Source organism: Aminobacter sp. P4_H6_2, from assembly GCF_056400805.1.
Genome location: NZ_JBFUKO010000015.1, coordinates 1 through 18,958, shown reverse-complemented (window position 1 = coordinate 18,958; position 18,958 = coordinate 1). Strand labels below are relative to the sequence as shown.

Annotated in this window: 19 protein-coding genes and 1 pseudogene; 9 read left to right on the top strand and 11 right to left on the bottom strand. The window is 62.8% G+C overall.

Features of this window, described 5'->3' with window-relative positions:
- Positions 1-25: 25 nt before the first annotated feature.
- Both uxuA and AC1DUU_RS02645 read right to left on the bottom strand, forming a co-directional pair.
- Positions 26-1,210 (bottom strand): mannonate dehydratase, encoded by a 1,185-nt coding sequence (uxuA, locus tag AC1DUU_RS02650; RefSeq protein WP_476781864.1) that lies wholly within the window; start codon positions 1,208-1,210, stop codon positions 26-28.
- Between the two features lie 212 nt (positions 1,211-1,422).
- Positions 1,423-1,920: a MarR family winged helix-turn-helix transcriptional regulator gene (locus AC1DUU_RS02645; protein ID WP_476781863.1), complete on the bottom strand. Its 498-nt coding sequence runs from the start codon at positions 1,918-1,920 to the stop codon at positions 1,423-1,425.
- Positions 1,921-2,115: 195 nt separating this feature from the next.
- Between AC1DUU_RS02645 and AC1DUU_RS02640 the strand changes: the two genes are divergently transcribed.
- Genes AC1DUU_RS02640 through AC1DUU_RS02600 form a run of 9 tightly spaced genes read left to right on the top strand, consistent with a single transcriptional unit; the run spans position 2,116 to position 11,625 of the window.
- Positions 2,116-3,075 (top strand): PDR/VanB family oxidoreductase, encoded by a 960-nt coding sequence (locus tag AC1DUU_RS02640; protein WP_476781862.1) that lies wholly within the window; start codon positions 2,116-2,118, stop codon positions 3,073-3,075.
- A gap of 16 nt (positions 3,076-3,091) precedes the next feature.
- Positions 3,092-4,417: an aromatic ring-hydroxylating dioxygenase subunit alpha gene (locus AC1DUU_RS02635; RefSeq protein ID WP_476781861.1), complete on the top strand. Its 1,326-nt coding sequence runs from the start codon at positions 3,092-3,094 to the stop codon at positions 4,415-4,417.
- Entirely contained in the window at positions 4,417-4,899 is a 483-nt protein-coding gene (locus AC1DUU_RS02630) for an aromatic-ring-hydroxylating dioxygenase subunit beta (RefSeq protein ID WP_476781860.1), read from the top strand. Before AC1DUU_RS02635 ends, AC1DUU_RS02630 begins: the two co-directional genes overlap by 1 nt.
- An 11-nt stretch (positions 4,900-4,910) precedes the next feature.
- Positions 4,911-6,551 (top strand): AMP-binding protein, encoded by a 1,641-nt coding sequence (locus tag AC1DUU_RS02625; RefSeq protein WP_476781859.1) that lies wholly within the window; start codon positions 4,911-4,913, stop codon positions 6,549-6,551.
- Complete coding sequence (locus AC1DUU_RS02620) at positions 6,548-7,723, top strand: thiolase family protein (protein ID WP_476781858.1); 1,176 nt, start codon at positions 6,548-6,550, stop codon at positions 7,721-7,723. The genes AC1DUU_RS02625 and AC1DUU_RS02620 overlap by 4 nt, the downstream gene beginning before the upstream one ends.
- A complete protein-coding gene (locus AC1DUU_RS02615; protein WP_476781857.1) occupies positions 7,720-8,973 on the top strand; it encodes an SDR family NAD(P)-dependent oxidoreductase in 1,254 nt (417 codons plus the stop codon). Before AC1DUU_RS02620 ends, AC1DUU_RS02615 begins: the two co-directional genes overlap by 4 nt.
- Positions 8,970-9,767 (top strand): cyclase family protein, encoded by a 798-nt coding sequence (locus tag AC1DUU_RS02610; protein ID WP_476781856.1) that lies wholly within the window; start codon positions 8,970-8,972, stop codon positions 9,765-9,767. The genes AC1DUU_RS02615 and AC1DUU_RS02610 overlap by 4 nt, the downstream gene beginning before the upstream one ends.
- 24 nt (positions 9,768-9,791) lie before the next feature.
- The gene (locus AC1DUU_RS02605; protein ID WP_476781855.1) at positions 9,792-10,517 is read left to right on the top strand and encodes an SDR family oxidoreductase; all 726 of its coding nucleotides are present in this window, start codon (positions 9,792-9,794) and stop codon (positions 10,515-10,517) included.
- Positions 10,518-10,563: 46 nt separating this feature from the next.
- Positions 10,564-11,625, top strand: a complete 1,062-nt coding sequence (locus AC1DUU_RS02600; protein WP_476781854.1) for an aldo/keto reductase — start codon at positions 10,564-10,566, stop codon at positions 11,623-11,625.
- A 205-nt stretch (positions 11,626-11,830) separates the two neighbouring features.
- Here AC1DUU_RS02600 and AC1DUU_RS02595 read toward each other — a convergent pair.
- The 9 genes and pseudogenes from AC1DUU_RS02595 to ureE form a co-directional block, all read right to left on the bottom strand.
- Positions 11,831-12,103 (bottom strand): annotated as a pseudogene (locus AC1DUU_RS02595) (transposase); the annotation flags it as partial.
- A gap of 130 nt (positions 12,104-12,233) precedes the next feature.
- The gene (locus tag AC1DUU_RS02590) at positions 12,234-12,887 is read right to left on the bottom strand and encodes a helix-turn-helix domain-containing protein (RefSeq protein WP_476781853.1); all 654 of its coding nucleotides are present in this window, start codon (positions 12,885-12,887) and stop codon (positions 12,234-12,236) included.
- Positions 12,888-13,019: 132 nt separating this feature from the next.
- Positions 13,020-13,622, bottom strand: coding sequence for a HupE/UreJ family protein (locus AC1DUU_RS02585; protein ID WP_476781852.1), 603 nt, complete (start codon positions 13,620-13,622; stop codon positions 13,020-13,022).
- A 40-nt stretch (positions 13,623-13,662) separates the two neighbouring features.
- Positions 13,663-14,541, bottom strand: a complete 879-nt coding sequence (locus tag AC1DUU_RS02580) for an urease accessory protein UreD (RefSeq protein WP_476781851.1) — start codon at positions 14,539-14,541, stop codon at positions 13,663-13,665.
- The gene (gene ureG / locus AC1DUU_RS02575) at positions 14,538-15,185 is read right to left on the bottom strand and encodes an urease accessory protein UreG (protein WP_476781850.1); all 648 of its coding nucleotides are present in this window, start codon (positions 15,183-15,185) and stop codon (positions 14,538-14,540) included. Before ureG ends, AC1DUU_RS02580 begins: the two co-directional genes overlap by 4 nt.
- Positions 15,186-15,189: 4 nt before the next feature.
- Positions 15,190-16,902, bottom strand: a complete 1,713-nt coding sequence (gene ureC / locus AC1DUU_RS02570) for an urease subunit alpha (protein ID WP_476781849.1) — start codon at positions 16,900-16,902, stop codon at positions 15,190-15,192.
- 14 nt (positions 16,903-16,916) lie between these two features.
- Complete coding sequence (locus tag AC1DUU_RS02565; protein WP_476781848.1) at positions 16,917-17,612, bottom strand: urease subunit beta; 696 nt, start codon at positions 17,610-17,612, stop codon at positions 16,917-16,919.
- A 15-nt stretch (positions 17,613-17,627) separates the two neighbouring features.
- Positions 17,628-18,311 carry an urease accessory protein UreF gene (locus AC1DUU_RS02560; protein ID WP_476781847.1) on the bottom strand — a complete coding sequence of 228 codons (684 nt, stop codon included), beginning with the start codon at positions 18,309-18,311 and terminating at the stop codon, positions 17,628-17,630.
- The gene (ureE, locus tag AC1DUU_RS02555; RefSeq protein WP_476781846.1) at positions 18,308-18,760 is read right to left on the bottom strand and encodes an urease accessory protein UreE; all 453 of its coding nucleotides are present in this window, start codon (positions 18,758-18,760) and stop codon (positions 18,308-18,310) included. Before ureE ends, AC1DUU_RS02560 begins: the two co-directional genes overlap by 4 nt.
- Positions 18,761-18,958: the final 198 nt, after the last annotated feature.

Here is an 18,958-nt window from a genome sequence, read left to right as displayed (position 1 = left end):
GCGTTCAGCCTAACGCCGGCCAGCGCTACTGCGCTGAAAAGTAGGCATCGCAGGCGCGCTCGACACCGCGCAACTCGGCCAGCCCCTTGAGGCGCCCGATATAGGAATATCCAGGATTTGACGCCTTGGAGCGGTCCGCAGTCAGCAGGTGCCCGTGGTCCGGGCGCATCGGAATCGTGCAATCGCTCCGCCCCACGGCCTGGCGGCGGTTTTCTTCAATGCGGATGAGCCGGATCAGCTCCGGCATGCTGGCCCTGCCGTCCAGATGCTCGGCCTCCTCGAACGAACCGTCCGCATCAACGCTGACATTGCGCAGATGCAGAAAATGCACGCGCTCCGCCACCTGCTTGAACAGCGCCAGAATGTCGTTGTCGCGCGATGAACCCAATGACCCAGCGCAAAAGGTGATGCCGTTTTCCACATGATCGCTGGAGTCCAGCACCCAGCCCAGATCGTCGCTGTTCGACACCACGCGCGGCAAACCAAACAGTGGAAACGGCGGATCATCGGGATGAATGCAGATCCGCACGCCGAGCTCATGAGCAACCGGCGCAACGACCTGCAAGAACTTGCGTAGGTTTTGCCGCATATCGTCCGCACTCACGCTGCCATAGGCATCGAGCAGTGCCTTGAAGGACTTCAGATCATGATGCAAATTAGTGCCAGGCAGCCCGGCAATAACAGTCTTTTCGATCCGCGTCGCGTCGTCGGCCGATAGCCCGGCCATCATCACCGCCGCCCGCTCCTGCACGTCCGCGGAATAGGAGCCTGCGGCCCAGGGCCGTTTCAGGATAAAGATGTCGAAGGCCGCGAACTCCGCCATGTCAAAGCGCAGCGCCGTCGCTCCTTTGGTGGTCGGGTACAGCAAATTGGTCCGCGTCCAGTCGACCACCGGCATGAAATTGTAGCAGATCGTGCCGATGCCGTTACCGGCGACGGCCCGCATGGACTGAACGAAAGCCTCGACATAGCGATCAGCGCCGGGCGCACCGCGCTTGATATCCTCGTGGACCGGGATGCTCTCCACCACCGACCAGGTCAGGCCAGCGGTGGCGATGACGTCGCGATGCGCCCGGACGGCCTCCGAACTCCAGGGCTCTCCCACCGGAATGCTGTGAAGCGCGGAAACGATTCCCGTTGCTCCCGCCTGCCGGACTTCCGCAAGCGAGATCGGGTCACTGGCTCCAAACCAGCGCCAAGTTTGCTGCACCTTTAGACCTTTCTTTCCTCGTCGCCAGAGACCTCCGCTCCGAGTTGACGGGATCGGCCGCTAGGCAATTCTACTAGGTTCATCATTAGGCGTCATGAGAAGCCCTTTCAAATTTATAGTCTTTTTCATGCAATTGGAAAGCGTCCAAATCTGAAAACAACGCGTCACCGCGCCGTCACCGGCACCTAGGCGAGAGCCTGGATATCCAAAAGTCATCCCTCCGACTGCGTGGGAGCACTCAAACTGCCGTAAAGACGGCGCAGCAATGTCTTGAGCAGCTCGGCCTCGCCCGGTAGCAGATTTTCCATCACCTTGACCTCATGCTGGCGGGCCGCGCCGACCAGGTAAGTCGCTAGCTCACGTCCCTGCGCGGTCAGATACACCCGCACGCGCCGCCGATCTATTTCATCGGATCCACGCCGCACCAGGTCGCGGTTGTCCATCTGGTCGATCAGCTTCGTCAGTCGCGATTGCTCCATCAAAGCAAGCTCCGCCAGGCGTGTGACCATCAAACCGTCCTCGTCATAGAGGCAGGCGAGCACGCGCCACTCCGGGCCTTTCAGGCCATTCCGGCGCACAAAACCATGAAACTCAGAACTGGCGGCATCGCTGGTCGCCGCCAGCAGATAGAGCAGATAATTCGGAATGAAACTGCCAGGAGCGGGGAGATGCGCCGCGTCGATTTCTAGCTGCCTCTTTTGAGCACTCATGACCAAACGACCTTTTTCTGTCCGCCCCATAGTGGCTATGCCAGCCCATCAATACAAGAATTTGCTGGATCCCGCGCCGCTTGGCACCAGCCTCAAAGCACGTCCTGGCCGCGCATCTTAAATTTGGGGGGTTGACAAGAATTAACATGAAATTTCATATTTAGTAGACATGAGGCACAGGAGCGGGAGGCTCTTATGAATCAGCTGAACCTTACGATCATTGAAGTCACCCAAGAGACGGAGCTGGTTAAATCATTCCAGCTTGCCGCCGCCGATGGCACCCCCCTGCCGCCCTTCACCGCTGGCGCCCACATCCGCGTGTCGCTGCCCGGCGGGGATGATCGCCCCTACTCGTTGATCGCGGTAGGCGATGCCGCCGCTTTGGCCAGGCCAATTTCCTATCGGCTGGGCGTGCGGTTGGAAGAGACCGGAGCGGGCGGGTCTCGCTACATGCACGGGCTGGAGGTCGGCGACACGCTGGTCACCACCGCACCGAAGAACGATTTCACCCTGATCAAGTCCGCCGCGCCGGTAGTGCTGATCGCCGGCGGCATTGGCATCACTCCTCTCACCAGCATGGCCACCAGCTTGAAACACCTCGGCGTCCCCTACCAGCTGCACTATTGCGGCCGTTCGCAGGGGTTACTGGCTTTCTTGGCCGCCCTCAAGGACATGCACGGCCCTGCGCTCACCGAACATTACGACACCGACGACAGCGCCCTTGACCTGAAGGCGCTCATCGCCGGGTTGGATAGCACGAGCCAGATTTACGTCTGCGGCCCGGCGGGCCTGATCGAGGCGGTGCGCGAAACGGCAGCAGCGCGTGGCTTCGCCAAAAGCCAGGTCCATTTCGAGTTGTTCGCGCCGAAAGTGAGCGCTGACGGCAATGGCACCTTCGAAGTGGAGCTGCGCTCGACCGGCCAAGTTTTCGCTGTGCCTGCGGATCGCTCGATCGTCGAGGTGCTTGAGGCAGCGGGCGTGGACCTGACTTACGACTGCAAGCGCGGCGACTGCGGCATCTGCCAGACCACCGTGCTGAGCGGCGTCCCCGATCATCGCGACGTCATCCTGACCGACGCGGAACGCGCCACCAATTCCGTCATGCAGATCTGCGTCAGCCGCGCCAAGTCGGACCGGCTTGTTCTGGACATCTGAGCCCCAGGAGAACCTCATGGGTAAATACACCACTGCCAGTGATATTCGCGCCTTGGTGCGCCCGGTGGAAATCCACAAGGATGTCTATATCAGCGACGAGGTTTTCCGGCTCGAGACCGAGCACCTTTTCGCGAATACCTGGGTCTATGTCGGCCACGAAAGCCAGGTCGCCAATAAGGGCGACTATTTCACCACCGAAGTGGGCGTGCAGCCGATGATCATGTCGCGCCACATCGATGGCGAGATCTATGTGAACTACAATCGCTGCCCGCATAAGGGCACCAAGATCGCCATGGATCGCTCCGGCAATACCGGAAAGTTCTTTCGCTGCCCCTACCATGCCTGGTCGTTCAAGACCGACGGATGCCTTTTGGCCATCCCCTTGAAGAAGGGCTACGAGAACACCGGCTTTGCCGAAAACACCTCGGTCAAGGGCCTCACCCCGGTCGGGGCGGTCAGAAACTATCGCGGCTTCGTCTTCGTGCGGCTCAACCCGGAGGGCATCGGCTTCGATGATTATTTCGGCGGCAGCCTTTCCTCGCTCGACAATATGGTCGACCGCTCCCCGGTCGGGCGGCTGGAAGTGGCAGGGCCACCGCTGCGCTACCTGCACCATTGCAACTGGAAGATGCTGGTCGAAAACCAGACCGACACCTGCCACCCGATGGTCGCCCATGAAAGCTCGGCCGGAACCGCCGTGCGGCTTTGGGAAGAGATGGACAAGCCCGACGGCACGCCCCGGCCCATGGCGATGGAAGTCATCGCCCCGTTCATGTCGCCCTACGAGTTCTTCGAATCCATGGGCATTCGCACCTGGGCGAACGGGCATGGCCATACCGGCGTGCACCACTCCATCCATTCCGATTACTCGGCAATTCCCGGTTACTTCGAGCAGATGGCCGCAGCCTATGGCGACGAACGCGCCCGGGCGATCCTGGACGAGAACCGGCACAACACGGTCTATTTCCCCAACATCATGATCAAGGGGCCGGTCCAGCAATTGCGCAACTTCATTCCCATGGGGGCTAATAAGACCATGGTCGAAAGCTGGATATTCCGGCTGGTGGATGCGCCCGACATGCTGCTGGAACGCACAGCCACCTATAACCGGCTGATCAACGCGCCGACCTCGATGGTCGGCCATGACGACCTCGAAATGTACGAACGGGCCCAGGAGGGTCTGCACTCCCAAGGTCTCGACTGGGTCAATATCCAGCGCCTCTATCCGGGCGAAGAGAACTTCGAGGAGGCAGCGGTCGAGAACGGCACCACCGAGCGGCAGATGCGCAACCAGATGCACGCCTGGGTCAAATTCATGACCGCGACGATGGAGGAGGCGTGATGACTTATCCCGCCAAGAACGACCTGATCGACTTCATCTATGATGAAGTGCGCATGCTGGACGATGCCCGCTTTTCCGATTGGCTGACTCTGTGGGAGCCCGATGGCATCTATTGGATGCCGCTCGAGTACAATCAGCAGGACACCAAGCTCGTGACCTCGCTGCTCTATGAAGATCAGTTCATGCTTCGTCTGCGCGTCGAGCGCCTGAACAACGAACGCACCTTCAGCCAGAAGCCCAAAAGCCGCAGCCACCACGTCATCCAGCGCCCCTATGTCGATGTGTTCGAGCCAGAGAACGGCCATTTCGTCACGCATACGGCGATGCACTATGTCGAAACGCGCCTCGACGAGCAGGTGCTGCTTGCGATCAACGCCCAGCACGAACTGGTCCTGCGCGATGGCGCCATCCGCATCAAGCGCAAGAAGGTCGTGCTGCTGAACAGCGATGCAGCCTTCCGCAGTATTCAGCTTCTACCGTGAGTCAGTCCCCGATGATCAACACCTCGCCCCTGCCGGATGTCGACGACGTTGCTGCCGCTTTCGCCCACGCCGTTAGCACCTGGCCCGAGCGGCCGTTTCTCAACGTCCTGCCCGAGACGGCTGCCCGCTATCAAATTCAGGCGGGTGAGCTGACCTATGGAGTAGCGGAAGCTGAAGTCACCCGTCTGCGTCAGGCCTATTCCGCCGCCGGATACCAGGCCGGATCCCGCGTCGTGCTGCTGCTCGAAAACCGGCCGTCGTTTTTTCTGCACTGGCTAGCGCTCAACGGACTGCAGATTTCCGTTGTAYCGGTCAATCCAGACCTGCGTGCCGCTGAACTGGAATACCTGATCGGCCATTCCGAACCGGTGCTGGCCGTCGCCCTCGCCTCCCGAGTTGCCGATCTTGCCGCCGCAGCGCGGGCCGCCGGCCACGCAATGCAGGTCATCGCCATCGGCGACGCTCCACCCCCAGCACCAGATACACAACCGGTATTCGACGCCACCCTGCCCGGCTACGAACGCGAAGCCGCCCTGCTCTATACCTCGGGCACAACGGGACAGCCCAAGGGCTGTGTTCTGTCCAACACCTATTTCCTGCTCGCCGGGCAATGGTATGCGTCCGCCGGAGGCCTCTGCATGCTGACCGACGCGGGCGAACGGATGATTACTCCGCTGCCGGTCTTTCATATGAACGCCATGGCCTATTCGCTGATGGCGATGGTGACGGTCGGTGGGTGCCTCACCGTGCTGGACCGTTTCCACCCACGCAGCTGGTGGTCCAGCGTGCGCGAGAGCCAGGCCACGTGTCTACACTATCTGGGCGTGATGCCGGCCATGCTGATGGGTGCCGCCGAAAGCGACAGTGACCGGACGCACGCGGTGCGCTTCGGATTCGGTGCAGGCGTCGATCCCAAACTGCACGGCCCGTTTGAGGAACGTTTTGGGTTTCCGCTGGTCGAAAGCTGGGCGATGACCGAAACGGGCGCGGGCACCGTTACCGTGGTCAAAACCGAGCCGCGCAAGCTGGGGCAGCGATGCATCGGGCGCCCCGATCCCACCATGGAAATTCGCCTTCTAGACGACGCCGGCAACGAGGTCGAAACCGGCGCGCATGGCGAGCTGGTGGTGCGCCGGGCCGGGGCCAATCCGCGCTACGGGTTTTTTTCAAACTATTACAAGAACGAGGAAGCCACTGCCGAGGCGTGGGCCGGGGGATGGTTTCATACCGGCGATATCGCGTGCCGCGACGCAGACGGCGATCTGTTCTTTGTGGATCGCAAGAAGAACGTTATCCGCCGCAGCGGTGAAAACATCGCCGCCGTCGAGGTTGAATCGGTACTGATGCGCCACCCCGCTGTCGCCAATGTCGGCATTGCCGCGGTGCCCGATAGTATGCGCGGCGATGAGGTGTTCGCATGCGTCGTGCCCGCCACGCCCGGCACGCCGGAGCTGGCCCGTGAGATTGTGACATGGTGCTTGGAACAGCTCGCCTATTATAAGGCCCCCGGCTACATCGCCTTTGTCGAAACCCTGCCTTTGACGCCGACGCAGAAGATTCAACGCGGCGAGCTCAAGACCATGGCAGCAGCGCTTTTGGCCCAGCCGCACACGGTCAACACCTGCGATATGAAGCGCAGGGCAACATCTTGAAAGCCCGCCGTGCGCTCTATGATGGCGTCGTTCTCGTCGCTCCTGCGACGGTGCCCTATGTGCGGTACTCCAGAGAGACGGCGCATTGGTGGATCGCCCGCGCATTGCGGGCCTCGCTCACCGCCGCTGGCCTGCGCCCGCGCGATATTGATGGTTTTTCCGTATCGAGTTTTTCGCTGGCCCCCGATACAGCGGTGGGGCTGACCCAACATTTGGGTCTGATCCCGCGCTGGCTCGACCACATTCCTATGGGTGGGGCGAGCGGCGTCGTGGCGCTGCGCAAGGCCGCCCGCGCCGTGCAGGCGGGCGACGCCCACATCGTGGCGTGCGTATCAGGCGACACTAACCAGATCGACAGTTTTCGGCGCATGCTGCCCAATTTCAGCCGCTTCGCTCAGGATGCGTCCTACCCCTATGGCGCAGGCGGCCCCAATGCCTGCTTTGCCTTGCTGACCGACTATTACATGCGCGAATATGGGGCCGAACGTGCCGACTTCGGCAAGATCGCCGTGGCCCAGCGCGACAACGCCCTGAAGAACTCGCACGCGATCATGAAAAGCCCGCTGACGCTGCAGCAGTATCTGGAAGCGCGCCCGATTGCCGATCCGCTTGCCTTGTTCGATTGCGTTATGCCGGTCGCCGGGGCCGAAGCCTTTCTGGTGATGCGCGAAGATGAAGCTTTGCGCCGGAACCTGCCCTTCGCCCGCATCCGTTCAACCATCGAGCGCCACAACGCCTATCCCGAAGACCCAATTCAGATGCGGGGCGGTTGGGCCATGGATGCCGATGAGCTTTACGAGATGGCCAAGGCCACACCCGACGAGATCGACCTCTTGCAGACCTATGACGACTACCCGGTGATCTCCATGATGCAGTTCGAGGACCTCGGCTTTTGCCGCAAGGGCGAAGGCCCGGGTTTCGTGCGCCAGCACGATCTGACCATTGGCGGTGACTTTCCGCACAATACCTCCGGCGGGCAATTGTCGGCCGGGCAGGCCGGGGCAGCGGGCGGCTTTTTGGGGCTTGTCGAAGCCATTCGYCAGGTCACCGGCACAGCCGGCCCGACCCAGGTAGCGAGTGCTCGCACTGCGATGGTCTCCGGCTTCGGCATGATCAACTACGATCGCGGTGTTTGCTCGGGTGCAGTGATTATTTCGGGGGCGGACGCATGACCGCCCCGATCTCCCCACCATCCAAAAAGAACCCACAAAAACGCACGCCCGTCCCCGCCAGCCCGCCGCAAGCGCGCAGCCGGGCGGCTTTGGGATTGAGCGCCGCCGCAGCGCAGGGGCAATTTAAGCTCCAAGTTTGTCAAGAGTGCGCTGCTATCCAATACCCACCGCGCGACGCGTGTGCGCAATGCCTGTCGACCGCCCTACAGTGGTCGCCCGTGTCACCCCTTGGTCAGTTGATTGCCGATACCATCGTGCGGGTAAGCCCCAACGCCTACTTCCGCGACAGCACCCCGTGGCGCACGGGAACGGTGAAGCTGGATGCCGGCCCCTCGATCATCTGTCATGTGCACGGCGATTGCATAAAGGGCGAGCTGGTTCGTCTAATCAACCGGCTCGATCGCGGCGGACAGGGCGTGCTGATGGCGCTTCCGCTCACTGCCACCCCCAACATGGAGGACGATCCTCAGATGCGCGAGCTGACCTGCGATCCCAAATTCCGGCGCGTGCTGATCACTGATGGGCGCAGCGACACGGCGCTTGCCCTGGCCCGCGCCCTTGCCAAGGCCGGGGCCGAGACTGTGTTCGTCGGCGAGGCGGAAGCCTGGCGCGATAACCCGGTTCGCGCGCAGCTTCTCGCCCTTCCGCAAGTGCAATTGGTGCCGCTTGATGTGACCAACACCGCGTCGGTGACGGCGCTTGCCGCGCAGATCGGCGGCAAGGTCGATATCCTCATCAACAATGCCCGTTTCGTGCGCYCCGGCGGCGTTATCGCGCGCGGCGACACAGTGTTCGCCCAGCAAGAGCTCGAGGTGAACTATCTCGGCCTGATGCGTTTGGCGCAATCGTTCGGCCCGGCTATGCGGGCGCGCGGCACGGACGGGCAGAATAATGCCATTGCCTGGGTCAACATCCTGTCGGTCTACGCCTATGCCAACCAACCCGATTTCGGCTGCTTTGCCGCCTCGAACGCCGCAGCCCTGTCGCTGACCCAATGCCTGCGCGCCGAAGTGCTGGCGGGCGGCATACGGGTGATGAACGCCTTTACCGGCCCGACCGATGACGACTGGCACCAGCCCCTGCCCGCACCCAAAGTCACCGCAAGCGCCTTGGCACGCGCTATCGTGGCAGCGCTAAAGGACGGCCTAGAGGATGTCTTTGTCGGCGAAATTGCCCAGGACCTTTATGAGCGCTGGCGCGCAGACCCCAAAGTGCTCGAGCTTGAAATGACTGCCGGAGGCGGGGCATGACCAATCCACCACCGGGCGGAGCGACCCTACTCGCCGAGCTGGCGCTGGCCATGGCCACGGGCCGCATCGAAACCGTCGATCTGACCCACACGCTGGACCCGGACTTCCCGGTCATGGTTCTGCCACCCGAGTTCGGCCAATGCGCTCCGTTCCGAATGGAAGAAGTTTCGGCCTTCGACCATCGCGGCCCGGCCTGGAAATGGCATAATTTTACCTGTTCCGAGCATACCGGAACTCATTTCGACGCGCCCGCGCACTGGATATCGGGGCGCCATCTCCCCAACAACAGCGTCGACGCCATTCCGGCCGGCAATTTCGTCGGACCGGTGGTGGTGATAGATTGCTCCAAAGGGGCCGCCCGCAATGCGGATTTCGAGCTGACGCCCGCAATCATTGCCGCCTGGGAGGCCGAACACGGCGAAATCCCACCCGATAGCTGGGTGCTGATGCGCACCGACTGGTCCAAGAAAAGCGCCGCGGACTACCTGAACCTGCGCGAGGACGGCGCCCATTCACCCGGACCCAATCCCGACGCCATGCGCTTTCTGGTGGAGCGCCGCTCCATTCGCGGCTTCGGGACCGAGACCGTGGGAACCGACGCCGGTCAGGGCGCGCACTACACGCCGCCCTACCCCGCCCATTTCTACCTGCATGGCGCCGGGAAGTACGGCCTGCAATGCCTGACGAACCTCGACCAGCTACCCCCAACCGGCGCGTTTCTTCTCGCGGCTCCCCTCAAGATCAAGAACGGCACTGGCAGCCCGCTGCGCGTGCTTGCCCTGGTTCCCCGCTAAGTCCCGGAAAGGATGTCCCAAACCATGACAGACTACACAGCCGTCATTACCGGCGGGAGCAAGGGCATCGGCGCCTGCGTGGCACAGCGCATGCTGGACAAGGGCTATCGGGTGATTTCCATATCGCGCCACGACCCCGATTTCAGCCACGCCAATCTCGAAAGTGTGCAGGCTGACCTGCTGGACCCCGCGGCGGTACGCCTGGCGGCGGCCGATATCGCGGCGCAGCACCAGGTCACCCACCTTGTCAACAATGCCGGCATGATCTGGCCCAACCTGCTCGAGAATGCGACGCCCGAAGATATCGCCGGGCTGGGCCAGTTGCATCTGGGCGCGCCGCTGTTGCTGTTGCAGGCCTTCTTGCCCGCCATGAAGGCGCGCCGGTTTGGCCGGGTGCTGTTCAATTCGTCGCGCGCCGCTCTGGGCAGCCCCACCCGCACTGCCTATAGCGCCTCCAAGGCTGGCATGATCGGCATGGCGCGAACCTGGGCGCTCGAACTCGCCCCGCATGGTATCACCGTCAATGTGGTCGCTCCCGGCCCCATTCAGACCGACAATTTCTGGGGCATCGTCCCCAAGGGCAGCGAACACGAAGAGGGTGTGGCCAAGCGCATTCCCGTCGGGCACCTCGGAACATCCGAGGATGTGGCCCACGCCTTCATGTACTTTGCCGATGCCCGGGCCGGGTTCGTCACCGGTCAGACGCTCTTTGTCTGCGGCGGCGCCAGCATCGGGTCCGTCCCCATCTGAATTGCTTTTTACGCGCAGCTAACGCCCTCACCGCCAGGAGAAAATCATGGAATACCGCACTCTCGGCCGCTCCGGCCTTAAGGTTTCAACCCTGACGATGGGGACCATGACCTTTGGTGGCCCAGTCAAAGTCGGCCATACCGAACAGGCCGACGCCACCCGGCAGATCGACCTCTGCCTCGATCACGGCATCAACCTGCTCGATACCGCCAATATCTATAATGACGGTGTCTCCGAGGAGATGATCGGCGTGGCCCTTGCGGAGAACGGACGCAGGCAACGGGCGCTGCTCGGCACCAAGGTGCGGTTCAAGGTCGGCAGCGGCCCCAACGAGCAGGGTCTGTCGCGTCACCATATCGTTGCGCAGGCCGAAGCCAGCCTCAAGCGCCTCAAGACCGATGTCATCGATCTGTACCAGGTGCACGAATGGGACGGCATGACCCCCATCGAAGAAACGATGGAAGCGCTCGACACCCTGATCAAGACCGGCAAGGTGCGTTACATCGGCTGCTCGAACTATTCGGGCTGGCATATCTCCAAAGCGCTGGTGGCAGCCGATAGCCGCCATCAGCAGCGCTTCGTCTCCCAGCAGATCCACTACACCCTCAACGCGCGCGAAGCCGAATGCGAGTTGGTGCCAATCAGCCAGGATCAGGGTCTAGGCATCTTGATCTGGTCGCCGTTGGCGGGTGGCCTCCTGTCCGGCAAGTACCGGCGCTCCGGCGGCCCCGATGCAGGCCGCCATGTCGGCGGCTTCCGCGAACCGGTCGTAAACGACTGGGAAAAACTTTACGACATCGTCGAGGTCGTGGTCGCGATTGCCGAGGCGCGCGGTGTATCGGGCGCACAGGTGGTTCTGGCCTGGTTGCTTGAACGCCCGGGCGTGACTTCCATTGTCATCGGCGGCCGCAGCGAAGCCCAGTTCAGCGACAACCTAGCGGCGGCCAATTTGAAGCTCTCCGCAGAAGAACGATCCAGACTCGACGGCGTCAGCCTTCCAGTGCTCCCCTACCCCTATTGGCATCAGGCCCTCAGCGTCAAAGACCGCCTCGGCCCCATCGATCTCGACCTGCTGACCCCGTACATCGAAGCTGCCAAGCCGGTTTGACCTTCAGCTCGTACAGAACTCAAGACGCGGCAATCTGGTTTGCCGCGTCTACTCGGTGGCCGTGTCGTTGACCGTCCAGGATTCAGCGATCCACGGTTAGATCTCGAGCGTTTCGGGGGTCTGGTAGGTGAGCTTGTCAGTGATCTGGTTGAGCACGCCGCCATTCGGATAGAAGCCTCCCGCCGGTGGGTACAGGTTCCTATGCGCGGAACAGCAGGTCGTATTCCAGCCGCTCCATCAGAAGCCGTTCCGAGCGGATCGAGTAGAACGCTTGGCATAGCATCGCCCGGAGCAACTTCTCGGGCGGGATTGACGGCCGCCCGATCGGCGAATACAGCGCCGCGAAATCCCACTCAAGCGCCGACAGCGCCTCGTTCACGATCGCCCGGATGCGGCGCAGCGGATGATCCCGCCGAACCCGCCCCTCAAGATCAACATAGCTGAACAGTTCGCCCGTCCGTTCGTCCTCGCCCGGCACAATTCACTCCCGCCACCTCGTGGCCAGAGTGAATCGCGAACCCAGAACTGTCGCAAGCCCTTTTTCAACAGCCTGCTAGTGCCAGACCCGCGTCAGATCCTAAAATAGCCGGCTACCCCCCACCGCGATATCAGTCATCGCCGCCCTTCGGGTACGAGATGATGGACAAGAAGCGGATCGGAAGCCTGGTCAATTGATCGGGGCCATGTGGTGTGTCGGCGTCGAAGAACAAGCTGTCGCCGGGGGCCATGCGATAGAGCTTCGTACCGTGCCGGTAGGTGATCTCACCTTCGAGCAGATAGAGGAACTCCATTCCCAGGTGCTGGAAAAGCGGGAAGGTGTCGGCGTGGCTGGTCAGGGTGATGAGATAGGGCTCGACCGAGAGCGCGCCGGAACTGGATCCGATATAGCCGAGGAGGTTGTAGTGGTGGCTGGCACGCGTGCTGCGCCGTTTTACTGCGACCCCTGCCCCGCACTTGACGAACACCGCGCTGCGCTCTTCCTCGAAGCGTCGCAGCAGCCCAGTGAGCGGAACCCCGAGCGCCTGCGACAGCGCCTGCAATGTGGTCAGCGATGCCGATATCATCCCGTTTTCGATTTTCGACATCATGCCAACCGAAATACCGGCTGCACCCGCAAGCTCCTTCGCAGTCATGCCATGGCGTTTGCGGCAGGCCCGCACCTCGCGACCGATGGACGCCTGAAGCTCATTTTCCTCAGGCACGCGGATCGCGTGCGGATCCTGGCACAGCGGCAGTGCGACCGCGGCCGGAGCCGAAGCCATCCGGGCCCTCGGGCCTGGCCTTGCGGGCTCAAGCCTAGGTAGGGAAACTGCTGCTGTCATTTGGGCACCTCCCACATTCGCTAGGCGTAAATAACTGCGCCTGGCGCAGGCTTCAGACGGCTTAGCCGAAACTCAAACGAAACCGCTCACCACGCCAACGCCCGCCATCGCGGCAAGCCCGCCGAGTAAGCGGATAAGGAACGAACCCCTCGCCCCGCCCTTGCTGTCGAGAAGCAAGCCGAAGCCGAGGCCCAAGGCATGCAGTGTCGCGGTCGCCAGCACAAAACCAGCACCGTATGCCAGGCCGCTGGCGCTCTCCGGCATCTCGGCACCGTGGGCGTAACCATGAAAAACAGCAAAGAACCCGACCAGTGCCATGGCGACAGCCACGCTCGCATGCAGGTTGAAGGCGACAACGCCGCCAAGAACGACGATCGAGAGGCCAATGCCAAGCTCGACGAAGGGCACGGCGATGCCGGCAAGACCAAGGGCCCCGCCGAGCACCATCACCGAAACGAAGCTTGCCGGCACGAGCCATCTGGCGCGGCCACCCAGCTGGGACGCAAACAGACCGACCATGACCATGGCGAGGACATGGTCGAGCCCGCCAAGCGGATGGGCGAAGCCATGGGCAAAACCGTCCACATGGCCAAGGCCGGTATGTGCGTTGGCGAGACCTGGCGCCAATGCGAAGGCGGCCAATGCCGCGGACCTAACGATCGATTTGCTGTTCATTGCCTGCTTCCTTTCAATGTTTGTGATGCGAATGCGGTTGTCACTTGCGCCGTGGCACGGGCGGTTTGCCAAAAGCCGCCTCGACGGCAAGCCCAAACAGGCTTTCGAATATGCCGCGCGCGGTCACCGCATCGGCGGCAAGGCAACGGATGCCCCAGCCCGCGCCGTTGGCCAGCGCCGTTACGCCGAGGACTGCAGACGCCGTGTTGTTCAGCGCGACAAGCACTTCCGCTGTCGGAAGCCGGGTGGGGTCGCCGAGAAGCATGAAGTTGGAAACGACCCGCCAGGCGCCGATGGGCGAGGCTCGGCCTACGAGCTGCGCGCCTGTGACTTCTAGATTATCACGCACAAGCAGCCGGCCTGCGGCGTCGCGAATAACAACGTCCGCGCCCAGCCGGTCGAAGAGGCGGAAGCGCCCTTCCGGGTCATGACAAGCAAAGGCGTCCGACAAAAACAACACAGCGCCGGGCGCCAACCTTGCCTGGGTGGTGATCGAACAAGATGCCCCGGGAAACAGCACCAGCGGATCAGGCGTCAAGGCCAGGAACGCGCCCTCTTCGAGGTCAATCTCGGTTGCTTGGTGCGCCGGCTGGCCGTGGCAATCATGCACGACGGTCGCCGCCTGGGTGGTGACATGGGCTGCCGCGGCCGGACCCAGTTCGTAGCGGCTGGATAGTTGCTCGGCACGATAAAGGCCGCCCGAGGAGGACTGCTGGTAGACCGTCAGTAGCGACGGTATGGCCGCGTCGAGCATGAACGGCCGCGTCATGTGAAACGGGTAAGAAACGAACTGGCGGCCCAAATGGGTGCGCGCGCCGTGACGGGAGAAGGCAAGCTCGAAGCGGCCGCATCGCGCATCAGGCTGGCGCGGTTGCGCCAGGACCTCGTGGTGGCGTGGCTGGGGCCAGTGTGAGGTCATCTGAACAGCACGTCGGCAAGAATGCGATCGGCAATCGCAGCGACGCCCTCGCCGGTGCGGCAGTTGGTGACGGCCATCGGCTTGCCCGCGCGCACGCCGGTCGCCTCGGCGGTCATCTGCTCCAGATTGACGCCGACATACGGCGCCAGGTCCATCTTGTTGACCACCAGCAGGTCACATTTGAGGACACCGGGGCCCTTCTTACGCGGAATGTCGTCGCCGCCGGCGACGTCGATGACGAACATCCACCAATCGACGAGATCGAGCGAGAAGGTCGAGGCGAGGTTGTCGCCGCCACTTTCGATCAGGATCAGCTCGACGTTGGGAAACAGCGCTTCCAGATCGTCGGCGGCAGCAATGTTGAGCGTCGGATCCTCGCGGATCACAGTGTGCGGACAGGCGCCGGCCTCGACCGCTGCGACACGGGCCGGGTCGATCAACCCGGAGCGGCGGATGCGCTCGGCATCCTCGGCGGTCACCAGATCGTTGGTGACGATCGCCAGCGACACGCCGCGCTCGGCAAAGGCCGGGATCAGCCGCTCGATCAGTGCCGTCTTACCGGAACCGACCGGGCCCCCGATGCCGATGCGGGCAGCGCCCACACGCGAGGCCGACGGCGCAAAGGAAGAAGTCCTAACGTCCATGATATCACCTCAGCATATAGCGTTGGGTCAGCGGCAGTTCGTGCGCCGGCTCGCAGGTGGCCAGTTCGCCGTCGACAAAGACGTCGAAGGTCTGCGGATCGACACGGATGTTGGGACAGGCATCGTTGCGCAGCATATCCTTCTTTGTGAGCCCACGATTGCCGCGGGAGGGCAGCAGCGCCTTCTTCAGGTCGAGCGTCGCGGCTAGGCCACGATCGATGGCAAGCGGATTGACGAAGCAGGCCGAAAGCGCCTGTTTGGCACGCCCGAACGCACCCCATTGCGGGCGCAGCAACAGCGGCTCGCAGGTCATCAATGAGGCGGCACTATCGCCCATCGCGCCCCAGGCGATGAAGCCGCCCTTGATCACCAATTCCGGCTTGATGCCGAAGAAGGCAGGGCGCCAGATGACAATGTCCGCCATCTTGCCGTCCTCGAGCGAGCCGACATGTTCGGCGATGCCGAAGGTGCGCGCGGCGTTGATGGTGTATTTGGCGACATAGCGCTTGATGCGTTCGTTGTCGCCAAAGCGTGTCGCCTCTTCGGGCAGGCGGCCACGCTGCTTCTTCATCTTGTCAGCCAGCTGCCAGGTGCGGCAGATCACCTCGTTGATGCGCCCCATGCCCTGGCTGTCGGAGCCGAGCATCGAGATCGCACCGATGTCGTGCAGGATGTCCTCGGCGGCGATCGTCTGGGCGCGGATGCGGCTTTCGGCAAAGGCGACATCCTCGGGGATGGCCGGGTTGAGGTGGTGGCACACCATCGTCATGTCGAGGTGTTCGTCGAAGGTGTTGATCGTGTAGGGATTGGTCGGGTTGGTGGAAGACGGCAGGCACCATGGCACGCCGGCGACGCTAATGATGTCGGGGGCATGGCCGCCGCCGGCACCTTCGGTGTGATACATGTGGATGGTGCGGCCGTTGATGGCGGCAAGCGTATCTTCGAGGAAACCCGACTCGTTCAGCGTGTCGGTATGGATCTGGACCGGGAAATCGAGCTGGTCGGCCACCGTCAGGCAGGTGTCGATCGAAGCCGGCATGGTGCCCCAGTCCTCGTGCAGCTTGAGGCCAAGACAACCGGTCTCGATCTGCTCGACCAGCGAGGCCGGCTTGTGCGAATTACCGCGACCGAGAAAGCCGAAATTGATGGGCCACTCTTCCGCCGCCTGCAGCATCTTGCCGACATTGAACGGCCCGCCGCAGTCGATGCCGACGGTGATCGGCCCAAGCGAGCCGCCGAGCATTGTGGTGATGCCCGAGGCAATGGCATGATCGCACAATTGCGCGCTGTCGAAATGCACATGCACGTCGAGCGCGCCGGCGGTGGCGATCAGGCCCTCGCAGTCGCGCACGGTGGTTGCCGCCGACACGATCAGGCGCGGATCGACGCCGTCCATGATGGCTGGATTGCCGGCCTTGCCGATGCCTACGATCTTGCCGTCCCTGATGCCGAGATCGCCCTTGATGATGCCAACGACCGCATCGATCACAGTGACGTTGCACAACAGGAAGTCGAGCGCGCCTTCGGCACTGGTGACGCCCGCGGCAAGCCCGGCTCCGTCGCGCAAGGTCTTGCCGCCGCCATGCAGGCACTCGTCGCCATAAACGGCAAAATCCTTCTCGACGACGGCGACGAGCGAGGTGTCGCCGAGACGGAAGCCGTCCCCAGTGGTCGGGCCATACATTGCCGCATAGTCGCGGCGTGACAGTGTTGCCATGATCGTTCCTCCCCTCAGGCGCCGCGGAAGCCGCGGGCGCGGGCATTATCAAGGGCAGCGGCCTTCACCGCCGCATCTTTGGCCGAGCCGTTCGACAGCCCATTGAGGCCGGAAAGATGCTGCTGGCCGCCGAAGGTGGTGAGCGGAACGTCTTTCTCCTGCCCCGGCTCGAAACGCACCGCCGTGCCCGCGGCGATGTCGAGGCGCATGCCGAAGGCCGCCGCGCGGTCAAAGTCGAGTGCCTTGTTGACCTCGAAGAAATGATAGTGGCTGCCGATCTGCACCGGACGGTCGCCAGTGTTGACCACCTTGAGCGTCAGCTTGCGGCGGCCCGCGTTGAGCTCGATCTCGCCCTCTTCAGTGATGACCGCTCCGGGTTCGAGATCGTCGGCAACGGCACCTGCGGCCGGCCGCAGCGGCTCATGTACGGTCACCAGCTTGGTGCCGTCGCGGAATGTCGCCTCGATCTGCAGCATCGGCAGCATCGCCGCCACACCCGACATGACGTCGGCCTGGGTCAGGATGGCCGAGCCGAACGACATCATCTCGGCGACCGAGCGCCCTTCCCTGGCGCCTTCGAGGATCTCGTCGGAGATGATCGCAACCGCTTCAGGATAGTTGAGCAACAAGCCCTTGGCCCGTCGTTTGCGCGCAAGTTCTGCCGCCGTATAGATCGTCAGACGTTCAAGTTCGGTCGGGGTCAGCAACATGGCGTTCGCTCCTCATCAATTGGAAAACAGGCGCTGGCCGGAAGCGCCATGCAGGGCGACCGCGATCTCGCAAAGCGGCGTGAAGGAACACAGTGGCTCATCGTCGATGACCGGCCTGAGCGCGGCGGTTTTGACCCCAAGCAGGGCCTGGGCGATCACCGCCTGGGCGTCGATGGCGCCGATCACGCCAAGCCGCACCGCAGCGGTCGCCAGGGACGCGACCATCTGGTAGCCGCCGATCGCAACAGCCGTTACCTCGTCGAGGCCAAGCGCCTGCCATAAAAGGCCCTGCACGACGGCGAGATGGCCGCAGGCGCTGCTATTGCGGACCATTGAGCGATAGGCCGTCGCCCCCTTGGTTCCCAAGCGCCCATGCGTGGTCAGAAGTGCTGCACCATTGCGCCGCGAGCCAGACCGCAGCCCTTCCACGAAGGTGGAGGCCTCGACCTCACGGTCCAGATCGGCAAGCGCGTCGAGATCGCCGGCAAGCCTGTGTGCCCGCACCAGCGCGACACGGTCAGCACTTGCCCAGCGATGGCGGATCTGGGTATCGACAAAACCCGCGAAGTCGAACGCACCCAGCCGCTCAGCGAGCGACGACGACGCCTCGAGCCCTTGCGAAAAGGCAAAGCCGCCCGACGGAAACTGGCCATCGGCATGCTGCAAGGCAACGAGCAGATTTGTCGCCGACAGGGTCATTCGGCCTCCTCGGTCATCTCGACCCGTCCACCCGACAGCAGAGGCGCGATGCGCGCGGCATAAACCGAAGCAGGTCCATCCTGGGCGACGAGAAGGTCGTCGCCAGCGAAGCGGACCCGCCAGTGAAGGTTGCCCGCGTGGTAGCCGAGTTCCAGCGCATCGCTGGCCGAACGCGGCGAAAACCTAAGCCAGCGCTGCTCGCCGGCGCGCACAATCACCGCGCGATGATCGTCGAGAACAAGCACGGCACCGTCGTGCAGTTTCTGCTCGCGCGGCAAGGTGATCGCCACCTCCTCGCCCTTGTCGGTCCGCGCCATCAGCCGCCGACGATCGAGATCGCCAACCGCAACGGTGACAAACTCGACCGCATGGCGATGTTCGAGATGGTGGATCGCCTCGTGCAAAGCCGGATCGCTCCGGCTGCCCACTACGCCTTCAACTCGCAGCATCTTTACCTCCCTTTGCCTTCCTGCATTCCTCACAGGACGGGGCAGTCATTTGTCTTCGCCGAGAAAAGTCACGGCGCCCCGGTCGAGCACATGGTGGAGCCGGTCGAGAACGTGGCCCGATCCAAGTTCGCCAACGACGTAGAGATGATCGCCTTCGAAACGCACGGGCCAGTGCATATTGCCGGCGCAGTATCCGAG

Bases quoted from the DNA above. Each gene is read 5' to 3' on its own strand.
- AC1DUU_RS02645 (WP_476781863.1), bottom strand. From the start codon at position 1,920: ATGAGTGCTCAAAAGAGGCAGCTAGAAATCGACGCGGCGCATCTCCCC.
- AC1DUU_RS02640 (WP_476781862.1), top strand. From the start codon at position 2,116: ATGAATCAGCTGAACCTTACGATCATTGAAGTCACCCAAGAGACGGAG.
- AC1DUU_RS02635 (WP_476781861.1), top strand. From the start codon at position 3,092: ATGGGTAAATACACCACTGCCAGTGATATTCGCGCCTTGGTGCGCCCG.
- AC1DUU_RS02630 (WP_476781860.1), top strand. From the start codon at position 4,417: ATGACTTATCCCGCCAAGAACGACCTGATCGACTTCATCTATGATGAA.
- AC1DUU_RS02610 (WP_476781856.1), top strand. From the start codon at position 8,970: ATGACCAATCCACCACCGGGCGGAGCGACCCTACTCGCCGAGCTGGCG.
- AC1DUU_RS02605 (WP_476781855.1), top strand. From the start codon at position 9,792: ATGACAGACTACACAGCCGTCATTACCGGCGGGAGCAAGGGCATCGGC.
- AC1DUU_RS02600 (WP_476781854.1), top strand. From the start codon at position 10,564: ATGGAATACCGCACTCTCGGCCGCTCCGGCCTTAAGGTTTCAACCCTG.
- AC1DUU_RS02590 (WP_476781853.1), bottom strand. From the start codon at position 12,887: ATGGCTTCGGCTCCGGCCGCGGTCGCACTGCCGCTGTGCCAGGATCCG.
- AC1DUU_RS02585 (WP_476781852.1), bottom strand. From the start codon at position 13,622: ATGAACAGCAAATCGATCGTTAGGTCCGCGGCATTGGCCGCCTTCGCA.
- AC1DUU_RS02580 (WP_476781851.1), bottom strand. From the start codon at position 14,541: ATGACCTCACACTGGCCCCAGCCACGCCACCACGAGGTCCTGGCGCAA.
- ureG (WP_476781850.1), bottom strand. From the start codon at position 15,185: ATGGACGTTAGGACTTCTTCCTTTGCGCCGTCGGCCTCGCGTGTGGGC.
- ureC (WP_476781849.1), bottom strand. From the start codon at position 16,902: ATGGCAACACTGTCACGCCGCGACTATGCGGCAATGTATGGCCCGACC.
- AC1DUU_RS02565 (WP_476781848.1), bottom strand. From the start codon at position 17,612: ATGTTGCTGACCCCGACCGAACTTGAACGTCTGACGATCTATACGGCG.
- AC1DUU_RS02560 (WP_476781847.1), bottom strand. From the start codon at position 18,311: ATGACCCTGTCGGCGACAAATCTGCTCGTTGCCTTGCAGCATGCCGAT.
- ureE (WP_476781846.1), bottom strand. From the start codon at position 18,760: ATGCTGCGAGTTGAAGGCGTAGTGGGCAGCCGGAGCGATCCGGCTTTG.